The organism is Exiguobacterium sp. SRB7LM, assembly GCF_015712685.1.
GTDB classification, from domain to species: Bacteria; Bacillota; Bacilli; order Exiguobacteriales; family Exiguobacteriaceae; genus Exiguobacterium; species Exiguobacterium profundum.
The window spans coordinates 574,087-588,249 of sequence record NZ_VWVR01000006.1 but is presented as its reverse complement, the minus strand read 5'-3'; the positions used below and the strand labels follow the sequence as shown (position 1 = coordinate 588,249).

The following is a 14,163-nucleotide window of genomic DNA, read 5'->3' as shown; positions in this document are numbered from 1 at the left end:
AACAGGGCGCACAATGTCGCCCTGCTTTCCTTAGTTATTCTCATTGTTTGAATTGCTGTTTCCACGATTCGTGTCTGACGATTCACCATTGGATTGTCCCTCTAACGGAGTTCCTGAATCATCTCCGTCAGTTGGTTCGTCTGTACCTTCGCCAGAACCTTCATCCGTAGCCGGTTCATCAGGAGTTTGTTCGTCGGTGGTATCTTCGCCGTTACCATTCCCGTTTCCGTTATCATTCCCGTTCCCGTTATTTTCGTCTGATGGTTCATCTTCGGAATTCCCCTCATCAGTAGGGTTTTCCTCTTCTTCCGTCGGTTCCTCTTTCGGTTCAATCGAGTAGCTCGCTTGTGCCGGTGCCGATTGCTGTTCTCCCGTCAACGGGTTCGTCGCATTTGCGACAATGGTAAACGTTGTGTCTCCTTCGGCCAAGTTTGCAATATTCACACTCGTCTCCCCGGTCGTTCCGACGACTTGCTCACTTCCATCGGCTGACTTTTGTGTCACCGTGAACGTGATATCCGTATAACCATCGGCTTGTGCACCATCGAAATCGTATGACCATGAGACAGAACCGGTTTGACCTTCTTCATCGTAGTTAACACTTGCCCCAGTCGGAGCAACCAACTTCTCAGGTTGAAGATCTTTTGGTTTTGTTCCTTTTACATAAAGCTCATTGCCCAGTGACAAGACTGAGTCTGGACGTTGGAATCGATCCGGTTGTCCCGTCGCATTCGTCACTTGTTGCATCATATATTCGAAATAGTATTGGGCATAGTCTGGATCGAACGAAGCGACTGTCGAATCTTTCGTTTTTCCTGTCCATACTGAGATCGAGTAATCCGTAGAATAACCAGTAAACCATTTATCTTTCGGATTTGTAGAGTTAGGCTCGTTCGTCGTACCCGTTTTACCTGCTACGTCCCATGGGAATGCGCCAGGTACATAAGTTCCACCTTCAGCACTCACAACATCACGAAGCATGTCTGTCAACATATACGCTGTATAATCTTCCATCGCTTGCTTGGCTTTAATCGGTGAATTAATACTTGAACCATCATTGAATTCAATTTTTTGAATCAAGTGCGGTTTAGTATACATCCCATTCGCACCAAGTGTTGCATAAGCTGCAGCCATCTGTGTCGTGCTCGCTTCTGCCGTACCTAAAGCATTAGATTCGTTGAGTTCATCGCCAGAATATGAAGGTTCGATTCCTACATTTTTAACGAACGATTCGATTGCTTCTTGTCCATACTCATCCCGCACTTCTTGGAAAGCACGAACTGCTGGCGTGTTCGCTGAAATTTTCAAGTATTGGCGCATCGTATTTGGTCCACGGAAACCTGAATAATAGTTATTCGGACTATATGTGCCATCTAATTTAGCGTCAAGCAACACTTTACCTGTCGACCACTGTCCATTTTCAATTCCAGGACCATAATCGAAAAATGGTTTAGCTGTCGATCCGATTTGATACTTCTCATTTGAGTAGTCACGATATGTGGTATCACCTTGCTTCGCCTGTTGGCTGTCTACGATAGCGACAATTTCACCGGTCTTTGTATTCAAGACGGTTGCACCCATTCGTAAATCTTCAGGGAAACTACTTGTTTGTAAATTAACATTATTCGATTTAATATCACTGTTGATTTTTGTGTGTAACTCTTTGTTGATTGACGTATAAACTTTCAAACCAGTCCCGTAAATATCTGACTGTTCAAGACCATAGTCCTCTTCTAACTCATTCAATACACGAGAGTAAATCGCACGTGTGAACGCCTCTTCTTCCGTCTCTTCACCTGGTGAGATGACGTCAGCAATGGCAACATCGAGTGCCTCATTGTACTGTTCCTCAGAAATATGTCCGTCACGTTTCATTGCAGACAAGACTTGCTCTTGACGGTAGCGAGTCAACTCCTGATCACCATTGATTGGATCATAGGCACTTGGACGTTGCGGGAGACCTGCGAGAATCGCGGCCTCTTGATAATTGACCTCAGAGACCGGCTTATTGAAGTAACGTTTCGATGCGGTTTGCACACCGTATCCGCCACTACCGTAATAGTTTTTGTTCAAGTACATCTCTAAAATCTGTTCTTTCGTATACTCACGCTCGAGTTTGAGTGCGAGCCATTGTTCTTGAAGCTTACGTTTCAACTTCTTATCTGTCGAAAGGAATGACTGCTTGACCAATTGTTGTGTGATGGTCGATCCACCTTCTGCACCGAAACCGTCTGTCAAGTTGGCAACGACGGCTCCGCCGATTCGACGTAAGTCAATCCCGTTATGCTCATAGAAACGACGGTCTTCAATGGACACGACCGCTTGTTGCATCACTTCAGAGATGTCGTCGATGGAGACATACTCTCGAATCTGCCCCGCCCCTTCGAGCGGTTCTCCTTCAGCCGAAAGCAACTGAATCGGATACGTATCGACAAGTTTGTCTTCATCTAGTTCTGGTGCCGTCGCAATGGCATATACCGTATATGCGCCGAATGCGATTACCGCAGCAATAAATAACATGAAACCTAATAAAAAGATGCGTTTCCACATCGGTTTCTTACTTTTCGTCTTTGGTTGTTTCCCAGTTTTTTTGCGTTTATTCGTCGTCGAATCTTGTCGACGTGCGACCCTACTTCGCTCCATTCATGGTTCACTCCTTCTATTCAATCGAGCCATTGATCGAGCACCGTCAAATAATCAATCGACGGCAAGGCTCTCGTCGGAACTTCAATCGCTTCCTTTTCGATAAAGCTGAGCGGAATCGATTTGCGCCCCGTTAACCGTTGTTCCCACCACTGAACAAGTTGCTCGGTGGTCAATACATATTGCGTATTATAGCGACTAAAGCGGATGATGACAAAACAAATCCCTCCATGACGTTCACACTCACGCATGTGGGCGATTTGGTGGTCATGAAAATTGCCGAGCGGAAACGATGTCTTATTATTCGTTTCTTTCGCTTCAAAGTCAATGTACCTACCACGATAAACACCGTTGTAATCGGTCGTAGATGCCTGTTTGAAATAGGCTTCCGTTACTTTGGCGGCACTTCGCTTCGGATAGTCGACTTTGACGATTTGGAGAGGGGTTGGTTTTTTGTGGATGACGGCTCGTTGATGAATCCGATAAAACTCATTCGTTTCATTTAACAGCGTCTCCAAGTTCATTCCGCGATTCGCATAGGTTTGAGAATTCGATGATTGCTTCGAAATTCCTTCCCCCTTTGTTGTCTTTGTCACGTTTGCCTTTTTACCGTTTGGATAATGGAACAATGTCGTCACCCCATACATACATATTAACAGGTCGGTCCACTCGTTCCTTCCGTCTCAGGTCTGATTGTCGACTTCTGTCGGTCGACACTTGTGTGGAATTACCGCAACACATATCGTACCAAACTCCCGTATGTTAAACTAGTATGTAAGCGATTGTGTATCCAAATTGAAAAGCTCTCGTTATGTATGATTCGATTGCTTTTCTATGATAATAGCACTTCTACTGTTTATCCAAGATGACACACCGATAAACCTCATTGATGTCATTCTAAAAAAAAATGTGCAATATCTGTGCAATAGATTGACCAAATTATCATTTGGAAATAAAATAGGGTGCTTAAAGACGTTACTGTTAAGCCGTTTTGGAGGGATTGGATGGAAAGTGGAAAGAAGTATGTCATGTTCGTCGACGAAACAGGCACACCGAAGGGAAATACGCAATTTAACTTGACTGGCGTGCTGATGGAATATAAGTATTCAATCGATGCAGACGAGACTGGATTACCGTGTGAATTGAAACGACGTCTTCAGGCGTTCAAACGAGATGTGTTCAAAACGGAGCATATCCCACTTCATTTGAAAGAAATTTTAAAAGCGGAACATCCTTACGGAAAAGAAGATGGGATCACGATTGATATGTTGCGCGACTTTTGGGATAAACTCCCTGAATTTTTGCGAGGAATCGACTGTACAATCGTCAGTGTCGAGGTCGATAAACAAAAGCTTCATGACTTTTATTCGACGCCAAAAGATCCGTATGTCGTCGCATTCGCTCACCTGATGAAGTCATTCTATGCGTTTTTAGAAGAAACAGAGGCAGTAAGTGCCCGTGTCGTCCTGGAATCCCGAGACGATTATCAGAACTTACTGATTCAAAAAGCATTCTTTGATATTTTCAACTCAGGTACCGTTCATTTAGACGTCGAAAAGAGCCGTCAAAAAATTAAAGGCTTCATCTTCTCTGAGAAGCAGAACACGATGTATCAATCTGGCTTAGAAATCGCTGACCTCGTCTGTCTGCCACTTTCTCGCGTTCGTCGAGGCGTGATTGAAGTGAAACCACGGTTCGTCCATTATGGGGACGAGAACCGAATCTTTAAAGCCATTAAGGACAAAATTTACATCCGTAAAGAAAGTCCGGACCAAGATTTCCGAAACTGGGGCTTCAAAAAAGTGCCAATCACGAAAAAACGTCGCGAATGGAGCGACCACCCTTGGAATCATTAATCAAAAACGCATCGACACATTGCGTGTCGATGCGTTTTTTATGTGGTGACTTTCTGTGACTTCATTCGTTTCTTTCCTTCACGGCACATATGCAAAAGTGGGCATGCCTCACAGCCTGGGCGTTGTGCCTTGCAATGATATCGTCCGAAGAAGATGAATTGATGATGAAGTTGTGACCATTCCTCGCGTGGAAACTTTTTCATTAATGTATCCTCGACTTGTCGAACATTGTCTTTCCAGCGACAAATACCGAGACGCTTGGATACTCGTTCCACATGTGTGTCAACCGCAAACGCCGGTTCATGGAATGCAACAGAAAGGACGACGTTTGCTGTTTTACGACCGACTCCGGGGAGCGCCTCTAACGATGCTCGGTCAGAAGGGACAATCCCCCCATGCTCGTTCACAATTTTTTCTGAGAGTGCTTTTACATTCTTCGCTTTGTTACGGTACAGACCAATCCGTTTAATCAATGCCTCAATCTCAGACACGTCAGCCGCAGCCATCGCCTCGACAGTCGGAAACGCTTCAAACAATCCTGGTGTCACCTTGTTGACGAGCGCATCCGTCGCTTGTGCGGAGAGCGCGACCGCGACGACCAATTCAAAGGGATTTTGATGCGTCAACTCGCAATGAGCGTCTGGGAACATCTGCTTCATCGTATCTGACACTTCCTGTAATTGTGCTCGCGTCAACATCACTTATTCCTCCGTTGATATTCCACGACATCCTCGAGCGATTCGACATGATGGTCTTGCCAAACGCGCAGGATTTTGTCCATGTATTTGAAGTTTCGCACGTTTCGAAGTTTCGCTTCACGAAGTGCGGCCATGATGAGTTCTTCGCTGAAGCCATCTTCCGTCATCCAGCCGACAATTTGTTCAATCTCGAACGGGGTGATCGTTCCGAATTCCCGCTCAAACGTATGAATGATATTCTCATTCAGTGTCTGCTGTGGTGCAACTTTTTCTTCCCCTTGTAACGCTTCGAAAAGTGGCAATAGGCTATATCGCTCGCCATCACTTGAAGCGTCAATCGCAATCAACTCTTTTTGCAACAGACCGAGTAACACTGAGCGCGCCTCATTCTCTGAAACATTCAATCGTTTCCCTAGCTCACTCGGGAGCGGCATGACGATGCCTTCTCCAGTCATTTCTAGAAGATGGACGATCAGACTGAACTCGACGGGTGACAAATCGAGGCGTCTCGCATCGGTGAACAGCTTTCGTGGAATGACGACCGGACTTTGCTCGAATAATTGAATCAATTGATGTGCATCCATGTCGCACTTCCTTTCTAAGACACATTAATCGGGGAGGACATGGTGTCTTCCCCGATTAATCGTTAAGGGTGAATTCGGTTTAAAAGACGTGGGAACGGAATCGCTTCACGGATGTGCTCGATTCCACTGATCCATGCGACCGTACGCTCGAGACCAAGTCCGAAACCAGAGTGTGGGACCGAACCGTATTGACGAAGTTCAAGGTACCAATCATACGCATCCGTTTCGTCGAGACCTTCCTTGATGATCTCTTCTTTTAGACGATCGTAGTCGTCCTCACGTTGAGATCCCCCGATGATTTCACCATATCCTTCTGGTGCAATCAAGTCCGCACACAGAACAAGTTCTGGATTCTCAGGGTCTACTTTCATGTAGAACGGTTTGATTTCTTTTGGCCAATGCGTGATGAATACCGGCTGATCATGTGCGTTGGCAATCGCCGTCTCGTGCGGTGCACCGAAATCATCACCGTATTCGATGTCGTCGAATCCTTCTGCCTTCAAGAACTTGATGGCATCTTCGTAACGAACACGTGGGAACGGCGCTTGTACTTGTGCCAATTTCTCAAGGTCACGTCCAAGCAGTTCCAGTTCATTTTTACAGTTCGCAAGTGCTGCCTGTGCAATGTATGAGACGTATTGCTCTTGAATCTCAAGGTTCATGTCATGATTGACGAATGCCATCTCCGGCTCGATCATCCAGAACTCAATCAAGTGGCGACGTGTTTTTGATTTCTCCGCACGGAACGTTGGACCGAACGAGAATACTTTTCCGAGGGCCATCGCCGCTGCTTCCATATACAATTGACCCGTCTGAGAAAGGTAGGCTGATTGACCGAAATAATCTGTTTCGAACAATTCTGTCGTCCCTTCCGGAGCACTGCTCGTAAGGATTGGCGGATCGATTTTGACAAATCCTTCTTTGTTGAAGAATTCATATGTCGCACGAATGATTTCGTTACGAACTTTCATAATCGCGTGTTGGCGACGTGAACGGAGCCATAAGTGACGGTTGTCCATCAAGAATTCCGTTCCGTGTTCTTTCGGTGTGATTGGATAATCAATCGATTCCGCAATCACTTCTAAATCTGTCACTTCCAATTCAAATCCGAGTGGTGTACGTCCGCCATCAGATTTGACATTCCCTGTGACCCAAACCGAAGTTTCTTGAGTAATCCCTTTGGCTAACGTAAATAACTCTTCCGCCACGTCAGCTTTTACAACGACTGCTTGAGCAAAACCGCTTCCATCACGTAATTGAAGGAAAGCAATCTTACCACTTGAACGTTTATTGGCAATCCAGGCCCCTACACGGACCGATTGGCCTTCATAATCTTTAAATTGGTTAATCGAAATAGTTGTCATATTCTTTTCCATCCTTTCGCTTATCGAGCGCGCTTCGTAACGAAGTCTTCTACTCGATCGAGCGCTTCTAATACGCGTTTTAATTCAGTTGCATAGGATAATCGTACGTAATCGTCTTGTCCGAAACCCGAACCAGGCACAAGTGCCACGTTTGCTTCTTCAAGAACAGCTTCACACCAAGCATCGACGGTGTCATAGCCACTCTCTGAGGCCGCGACCTTCGCATTGGCATATAAGTAAAATGCACCTTGTGGCTTCAAACAAGTGATGCCAGGGATTTTGACGAGACGGTCGTAGACGATTTCAAGTCGATCCTCGAACGATTGACGCATCATTTCCACATCTTCTTGCGGTCCATTGTACGCTTCTACCGCAGCCGCTTGTGCGACAGATGTCGGGTTTGATGTCGAATGTGAGGCCAGATTCGTCATCGCGCCGATGATTTTTGCATCACCAACGGCATATCCGATTCGCCAACCTGTCATCGCGTGAGATTTCGAGACCCCATTGATGATGATCGTCCGTTCACGCATATTCGGAAGTGTCGCAATCGATACGAACGACGCATCACCGTAAATCAATTTTTCATAAATTTCATCGCTAACGACGAGAAGATTGTGGCGAAGAACGACATCGGCGAGTGCCTGTAGCTCCTCTTTCGTATAGATCATTCCCGTCGGATTAGATGGGCTGTTCAAGATGACGGCCTTTGTACGAGCTGTAATCGCATTCTCGAGTTGAGTCGGCGTCAATTTAAATGACGTCTCTTCATTCGTGTCGACCAAGACAGGTTCCCCGTCCGCCAATTTGATTTGTTCCGGGTAACTGACCCAGTATGGGGCTGGGACAATCACTTCGTCCCCTTCATCTAAAATAGCTTGGAACAGAGCGTAAAGGGCATGTTTCGCACCTGAAGCAACCATCACCTCGTTGCGTTCGAACGACAATCCACTATCGCGTTTCGTCTTTTCAATGATGGCATCCTTCAACGCGACCGTCCCGCCAGATGGCGTGTATTTTGTGTCTCCATCTCGAGCCGCTTGACAAGCAGCATCGATGATTCGTTCTGGTGTATTGAAATCAGGCTCACCAGCGCCGAGACCAATGACATCTTTACCTGAAGCTTTGAGTGCCTTTGCCTTAGCTGTAATCGCCAAAGTAGTCGATGGCGTGAGTTGCTTTACACGTTTCGCTAATAGATGTTCCATCATAATCCCCCTCTAATTCATTACATTTGGTCGGTCAATTGGACCCGTCGAATAAATTCTCCGGTCTGAAGCGTATAGTACGAATACGTATAAGATACATCCGCTTTCGTGACCACTTCAATGAGTGCCCGTTCATCAAAACCAACCTTACAGCTGACCAGTTGTCCGCCTGTCTCCTCAACTGACTTTGAACAGACGTCGGTTGCGTTCACTTCACCGATTTCTCGTTGCTCAATCTCTAGCTTTTCATCCAATGGGACAAACCAAATCGATTCCCCATCTTCTTCAGGGAAGACGACATACGCCTCTGTCCCATTGAACAGTTCTCCCTGATCTACTTTCACGTCCGGAGATTCTTCAGTCAATCGAGTCATCGCTGCTTCGACGAGCTTTTCTTTTTGGTTCTCTGTATGACCGATGGTGAATCGATACATCACGCTAAAGACAAGGACGACACCGATCAGTGCCGCCAGTAATGAGACGATCCATTTTGCTTTTCTGGTCATTCTGTACGATAGATGGTGAAGACCATCTCTTCCTTCTTCGGATCGTTCACTTTCTTCTCAAGTGACAAACCGAACATTAAATCCTGACCCTTTAAGGTCCGATTCAATAAGTCGACAATTTTGTAAACGTCCGCAGTCGGTTCGATGCGCACGCTCGCCAGCGTCTCAATATTCGAGTTCATATTGACTCCTCCTCCAAAAACACTATACGTATCATTATAAAACGATAATATCGTGATGCCTAGCGTTATCTGTCATTTCGTGCCACAGACTTTTCCTTCTCGTCTAAGAACAATTCCAACTCGGATAACGCTGTTTCAAGCGTTCCTTCAATCCGGTCAACTTTAGGCAAGCTGTTGATGAACTGTTTGCCGTAACGTGTCGTCTCCACACGTCGGTCGAACACGAAGACCGCACCATAATCCCCTTTCGATCGAATCAATCGACCGACACCTTGTTTGAAGCGAATAACCGCTTGGGGCAGGGATAACTCAAAGAATGGTGACTTACCCGTCGCTTCAATTTTCTCAGAACGTGCTTGCATGATCGGCTGATCGGGCGGTGCAAACGGTAGCCTTACGATGACAAGGCATGTCAACGCCTCCCCTGGAATATCGACGCCTTCCCAAAAGCTTGCTGTCCCAAAGAGAATCGACTGTTCCATCCGTTTGAACTGTTTCGTCAAGCGGCTACGCGAGCCGCCGCTCACACCCTGTGCGAGAAGTGTATAAGACGGGTCAAGATGGTCTTTGACTTGTTCGTAAGTGAGTCGAAGCAATTCGTTCGATGTGAACAAGACGAGCATCCTCCCTTTCGTGACGTTCGCAATTTGGACAATCGACTGGGCCGTCTGGTCGACGAACTGAGGAAGCGGCACTTCATTGATCAATGGGAAGTCCGACGGTACAAACAGTTTGGCCTGGTCTTTGAAGTTGAATGGTGACGGTAATACGACTCTTCGGACCGGTTCTCCTTCTAATCCGAGGCGTCGTTCCATAAAGCTGAACTTCCCTGAGACCGTCATCGTCGCCGATGTTAAAATCGTTGGTCGCTTCTTAAACAGACGTTCGTGTAACAACGGTCCGATTTCGACGGGCTGGGTGTATACCGAGGTCAATTTCCGATTCCCTAAATTCAGTTCGACCCAGCTAACCGCATCATCGTCGCGCGTCAACATCGTCTCATAGATGACACTCTCGAGTTCACGCACGTCTCCAATCAACGTTTTTAAGTCACCAAGAAGTGCGCGTTGTTTGAATGTCATATGTTCTTTACGCTCATCGAGCAGTCGATGGAGGTGTCGGAGTGACGTCCGCAACGTCCGCAGTTTGTCCTCGAGTCGATTGGCCACTTCTCGAATTGGTCTAAACGTTGCCCCTTCCCGCTCGAAACGAACCGTTTGTCGAGGTTCTTTTTTCTTACCTAACGATTGAAGGGACGTCAGAAGGTCTTCGAGTTCTTCCTCGACCCTTGCAAGAGCCGAATCAATTTGTTGACTGAATGCCTCCGCTTCTTCGGTTACGGATGTCAAATCGGCTAGCTGAATGATGCGAGAATGGAATTTGCCATCTGCTCCGTAGCCGAACCATTTGAAGAGGCGGTCAAATTGAATCGCATCAAATGTCACACCGAAATGATGAGAGGCCACTTCCTCGACTTGATGAGCCTCGTCTAATACGAGAGGTGTGTCCGTCGGTAAAATGCCTGCCTGATGCTGTAAATCCGAGAACAGTAAAGCATGATTGGTCACAATCAGGTCCGCTTCTTTCGAGCGCAACACGGCTTTCGTGAAAAAGTCACGGCTATACCATGGGTCGAATCGACCAAAATCATTAGAAGCATCTGCTTGAATCAAACGCTTGAACGAAGCAGGACCTTGTGTCGCAGATCCCGGGAATGAGAGTTCCTCTAAATCCCCGGTCTCGGTTTCTGTGAGCCAGACGAGGACCATCGCTTTACACATCGATGCCAAAAGACCGTCATTTGATTCGTCGAGCACCATCTCGAACTTACGCAAATCGATATAATTGCGTCTCCCTTTCAACAACGTGAATTCGATCTCAGGAAAAATCTGACGAAGAATAGGTAAGTCTCGATTTAACAACTGTTCTTGCAATTGAATGGTATGCGTACTAATGACGACCGGGCGTTTCGTCTCGAGGGCATGGTGGGCACTCGGAATCAAGTACGCAAGCGTCTTACCCGTTCCCGTACCCGCCTCGACTAATAATGTTTCCTCATCGTCTAATGCTTTATAGACGTGACGCATCATTTCGAATTGACTCTGTCTCGGTTCAAACTGCTCAAACAGTGAAGGGAGCGTCTCTTCGATCGTCCGCAAAAGGAACGGCTCGAACGGTTCACGTTCTGTCGCCGGGACGAAGGCATCCATCGGTCGTCTTAACGCAATTTTGCGGTGGATATCAAAACGTGTTTCGTCGTCTGGACGAATCCCGACCTCAAGGATCATCTCATCGAGTAACGGTTCGATATGACTCGTCCATGACTCAGATAACTCTCGAAGTCGTTTCAGCGTCACCATCGGTAAATCGCGTAAACGGTCGAGCATCCGGATGAAGAGCTCGGCTGTCGCCTCTGCGTCACTGAGTGCCCGATGTGCGTCTGTATGTACGAGGTCAAACGTATCCGATAGCGCTTCTAACGCATGGCTCTCTAAAGTCGGATACAAGATGCGGGCCAATTCGACAGTATCAATAGCTCTCCCTTGAAACGCAAGATAACCCGCTTGTTCAAGACTCTCGTTTAAAAAAGTTAAATCAAATGCGACGTTATGCGCGACAAACACCCGTCCATCTAGCATTTTCCAAATGTCGGGAATCACATCTTCAAATGTAGGTGCGTCATTTACATCTTCGTCACTAATCGTTGTCAATTGCGTAATAAAAGGTGGGATTGGTCGACTCGGTCGAATCAAGGTGCTGTAGCGCTCTATCACTTCACCCTCTTGTACGACGACCGCCGCAAACTCAATCAATTCATCTCCGGACTTAACGGAATGACCCGTAGTCTCTAAATCCACAATCACATACGTGTCCATAACATCCATCCCATCTTTGGCACGCTCGTGCTTTCTGTCTGTCTCATCTTACCATAGAACGAATAACGAAAAAACGGGGATGCCTCTGCCGACACCCCCGAATCCTTTACAAAATTGTATGAGCAATCTCTTCGTAAAGAAGTTGATCGACCTCATTTTGTTCGTTCAACACAGCTACTTTCGGACGATGCGTTTTTGCCTCTTCCGCTGTCATTTGACCGTAAGCCATGATGATGACAACATCACCGACCTGGAAATGACGTGCTGCCGCTCCGTTCAAACAAATCACGCCTGAACCGCGTTCCCCTTTGATGACATACGTTTCGATGCGAGCACCATTATGGTTGTTCGTAATGTGTACATGTTCATTCTCCATGATACCGACCGCATCCATCAAATCCTCATCGATTGTAATCGAACCGACGTAGTGTAAGTTTGCTTCTGTCACTGTTGCTTTATGAAGCTTTGCGTGCATAAATGTACGAATCATTGGATTCATCCCTTCTTCCAAATCACATTATCAATCAATCTGGCCCGTTCAAACTGAATGGCCACCGCTAACAAGAGTTCGGTCGAGTCGGTCGAGTCGCTCGAGACGGCACCGAGCGTCGGGTAATCGACAAGCTCGACATAATCGATTTGACTGTTCGGAATCTCGTTCAAACGTTCAGTCAGCTGTCGTTTTACTTCATCAACTTGTTGACCTGTATCGAGTGCCTCTCGCGCCATCGTCAATGCGCTGAAAATCCGACTCGCCTCTACCGTTTCGACATCTGACAAATAGACGTTTCGAGAAGATTTGGCTAGTCCTGTCTCCTCACGAATAATCGGGCAGCGTCGAATCTCGACTGGAACGAAATAATCTCGGACGTAGCCTTCGATGAGTGCCACTTGTTGAGCATCCTTCAGACCGAAATAAGCGCGTGTCGGTTGAACAAGGTTAAATAATTTTGAAACGATTGTCAACACACCATCAAAATGACCGGGACGACTCGCCCCACATAATACGTCCGCCCCGTGACGGACGGTCACACGCGCCATGTCAAGTGGATACATCGTCTCCGTCGTCGGATAGAACAAGACATCGACTCCAGCATCACGTGCCAACTTCTCATCCCGTTCAAAGTCGCGGGGGTAACGGTCGAGGTCTTCATTCGGTCCGAACTGTGTCGGATTGACAAAAATACTCATGACAACGACGTCATTTTCCCGTCGCGCGTTTTCAACGAGGCTCATATGTCCTTCATGCAAATATCCCATCGTCGGCACGAAGCCAATCGTTTGATTCGTTGGTAAGGCAATACGTAATTCTTCGACGGTCGATACAATCTTCATCCTTTTCCTCCATACAATGAGTCGAGTAACGACTCATCCATTGTGAACGTATGACGTTCTAACGGGAAGTGACCGTTCTTCGTCTCTTCGACATAAGAACGGATAGCATCCGTCGCCACTTCATTCACGTCTGCATACGCTTGGACAAATTTAGGGAGACGGTCCACCCCATATTTCAATACGTCATGATAGACGAGCACTTGGCCGTCGACATCTGCACCTGCACCGATTCCGATGACAGGAATCGTCAATTCTTCTGCGATCCGTTTTGCCAATTGGTGAGGGACACACTCAAGGACGAGCATCTTCGCGCCAGCACGTTCCGCAGCCAAGCTATCTTGAAGGAGTGTCTCGGCAGCCTCTAGGGACTTCCCTTGTACTTTATATCCTTCTAGGACGCCAACCGATTGAGGGGTCAACCCTAGATGGGCGACACATGGCATGCCGACTTGTGTCAAGCGGTCTATCGTATGAAGCACGTCACCGGCCCCTTCTAGTTTGATGGCATCCGCACGGCCTTCTTGGAATAAACGCGATGCTGCCTGTAACGTCCGATCGAAGTCTCCGTGATATGACGCAAACGGCATATCTACCACAACGAACGTATTTTGTGCTCCTCGGCGTACCGCTTTCGAATGATGGAGCATGTCCTCCATCGTCACCGGAATCGTCGAATCATAACCAAGTACGACCATCCCAAGTGAATCACCTACTAAGATCAAATCGACACCGGCCGATTCTGCAAGTTTGGCTGACGGGTAATCATATGCCGTCAACATGACGAGCTTTTCTTGCTCGTTCATTTTTTTTAACAATGTAGTCATCGTGTGCATCTGTTTCTCCTCCTAAACGTGGAGACAGGAAAGAATAAACGCCTTCTTACACAGATGGCAAGAAGGCGCACGAAAAAC

General features: G+C 46.9%; 13 protein-coding genes. 1 reads left to right on the top strand and 12 read right to left on the bottom strand.

Translation table 11 applies throughout. The features are described 5' to 3' along the window. Positions 1–30 precede the first annotated feature (30 nt). Positions 31–2,643 carry a transglycosylase domain-containing protein gene (locus tag F3H97_RS03795; protein ID WP_196430584.1) on the bottom strand — a complete coding sequence of 871 codons (2,613 nt, stop codon included), beginning with the start codon at positions 2,641–2,643 and terminating at the stop codon, positions 31–33. 20 nt (positions 2,644–2,663) lie between these two features. Further along, positions 2,664–3,290 (bottom strand): Holliday junction resolvase RecU, encoded by a 627-nt coding sequence (gene recU / locus F3H97_RS03790; RefSeq protein ID WP_015881499.1) that lies wholly within the window; start codon positions 3,288–3,290, stop codon positions 2,664–2,666. A 357-nt stretch (positions 3,291–3,647) separates the two neighbouring features. Here recU and F3H97_RS03785 point away from each other — a divergent pair, with 357 nt between their 5' ends. Beyond that, positions 3,648–4,499 (top strand): DUF3800 domain-containing protein, encoded by an 852-nt coding sequence (locus F3H97_RS03785; protein ID WP_035387865.1) that lies wholly within the window; start codon positions 3,648–3,650, stop codon positions 4,497–4,499. A gap of 38 nt (positions 4,500–4,537) precedes the next feature. Here the strand turns inward: F3H97_RS03785 and nth are convergent, their stop codons facing one another. The 10 genes from nth to panB form a co-directional block, all read right to left on the bottom strand. Beyond that, positions 4,538–5,197 carry an endonuclease III gene (gene nth, locus F3H97_RS03780; RefSeq protein WP_074037165.1) on the bottom strand — a complete coding sequence of 220 codons (660 nt, stop codon included), beginning with the start codon at positions 5,195–5,197 and terminating at the stop codon, positions 4,538–4,540. Continuing rightward, the gene (locus F3H97_RS03775; protein ID WP_015881496.1) at positions 5,197–5,781 is read right to left on the bottom strand and encodes a DnaD domain-containing protein; all 585 of its coding nucleotides are present in this window, start codon (positions 5,779–5,781) and stop codon (positions 5,197–5,199) included. Before F3H97_RS03775 ends, nth begins: the two co-directional genes overlap by 1 nt. A gap of 62 nt (positions 5,782–5,843) precedes the next feature. Beyond that, complete coding sequence (gene asnS, locus F3H97_RS03770; RefSeq protein ID WP_196430583.1) at positions 5,844–7,145, bottom strand: asparagine--tRNA ligase; 1,302 nt, start codon at positions 7,143–7,145, stop codon at positions 5,844–5,846. 20 nt (positions 7,146–7,165) lie between these two features. Further along, positions 7,166–8,353: a pyridoxal phosphate-dependent aminotransferase gene (locus F3H97_RS03765; protein WP_196430582.1), complete on the bottom strand. Its 1,188-nt coding sequence runs from the start codon at positions 8,351–8,353 to the stop codon at positions 7,166–7,168. Positions 8,354–8,373: 20 nt separating this feature from the next. Continuing rightward, positions 8,374–8,859, bottom strand: a complete 486-nt coding sequence (locus tag F3H97_RS03760) for a hypothetical protein (RefSeq protein WP_196430581.1) — start codon at positions 8,857–8,859, stop codon at positions 8,374–8,376. Then, the gene (locus F3H97_RS03755; RefSeq protein WP_159562144.1) at positions 8,856–9,041 is read right to left on the bottom strand and encodes a YpmA family protein; all 186 of its coding nucleotides are present in this window, start codon (positions 9,039–9,041) and stop codon (positions 8,856–8,858) included. Before F3H97_RS03755 ends, F3H97_RS03760 begins: the two co-directional genes overlap by 4 nt. Positions 9,042–9,106: 65 nt before the next feature. After that, positions 9,107–11,917, bottom strand: a complete 2,811-nt coding sequence (gene dinG / locus F3H97_RS03750) for an ATP-dependent DNA helicase DinG (protein WP_196430580.1) — start codon at positions 11,915–11,917, stop codon at positions 9,107–9,109. Between the two features lie 106 nt (positions 11,918–12,023). Then, complete coding sequence (gene panD, locus F3H97_RS03745) at positions 12,024–12,407, bottom strand: aspartate 1-decarboxylase (protein ID WP_015881490.1); 384 nt, start codon at positions 12,405–12,407, stop codon at positions 12,024–12,026. Between the two features lie 5 nt (positions 12,408–12,412). Then, positions 12,413–13,252: a pantoate--beta-alanine ligase gene (panC, locus tag F3H97_RS03740; RefSeq protein ID WP_196430579.1), complete on the bottom strand. Its 840-nt coding sequence runs from the start codon at positions 13,250–13,252 to the stop codon at positions 12,413–12,415. Further along, positions 13,249–14,085, bottom strand: coding sequence for a 3-methyl-2-oxobutanoate hydroxymethyltransferase (panB, locus tag F3H97_RS03735; RefSeq protein ID WP_196430578.1), 837 nt, complete (start codon positions 14,083–14,085; stop codon positions 13,249–13,251). The genes panC and panB overlap by 4 nt, the downstream gene beginning before the upstream one ends. Positions 14,086–14,163: the final 78 nt, after the last annotated feature.

Coding starts and splice junctions, on each gene's coding strand:
- F3H97_RS03795 (WP_196430584.1), bottom strand. CDS start 2,643: ATGGAGCGAAGTAGGGTCGCACGTCGACAAGATTCGACGACGAATAAA.
- recU (WP_015881499.1), bottom strand. CDS start 3,290: ATGTATGGGGTGACGACATTGTTCCATTATCCAAACGGTAAAAAGGCA.
- F3H97_RS03785 (WP_035387865.1), top strand. CDS start 3,648: ATGGAAAGTGGAAAGAAGTATGTCATGTTCGTCGACGAAACAGGCACA.
- nth (WP_074037165.1), bottom strand. CDS start 5,197: ATGTTGACGCGAGCACAATTACAGGAAGTGTCAGATACGATGAAGCAG.
- F3H97_RS03775 (WP_015881496.1), bottom strand. CDS start 5,781: ATGGATGCACATCAATTGATTCAATTATTCGAGCAAAGTCCGGTCGTC.
- asnS (WP_196430583.1), bottom strand. CDS start 7,145: ATGACAACTATTTCGATTAACCAATTTAAAGATTATGAAGGCCAATCG.
- F3H97_RS03765 (WP_196430582.1), bottom strand. CDS start 8,353: ATGGAACATCTATTAGCGAAACGTGTAAAGCAACTCACGCCATCGACT.
- F3H97_RS03760 (WP_196430581.1), bottom strand. CDS start 8,859: ATGACCAGAAAAGCAAAATGGATCGTCTCATTACTGGCGGCACTGATC.
- F3H97_RS03755 (WP_159562144.1), bottom strand. CDS start 9,041: ATGAACTCGAATATTGAGACGCTGGCGAGCGTGCGCATCGAACCGACT.
- dinG (WP_196430580.1), bottom strand. CDS start 11,917: ATGGACACGTATGTGATTGTGGATTTAGAGACTACGGGTCATTCCGTT.
- panD (WP_015881490.1), bottom strand. CDS start 12,407: ATGATTCGTACATTTATGCACGCAAAGCTTCATAAAGCAACAGTGACA.
- panC (WP_196430579.1), bottom strand. CDS start 13,252: ATGAAGATTGTATCGACCGTCGAAGAATTACGTATTGCCTTACCAACG.
- panB (WP_196430578.1), bottom strand. CDS start 14,085: ATGCACACGATGACTACATTGTTAAAAAAAATGAACGAGCAAGAAAAG.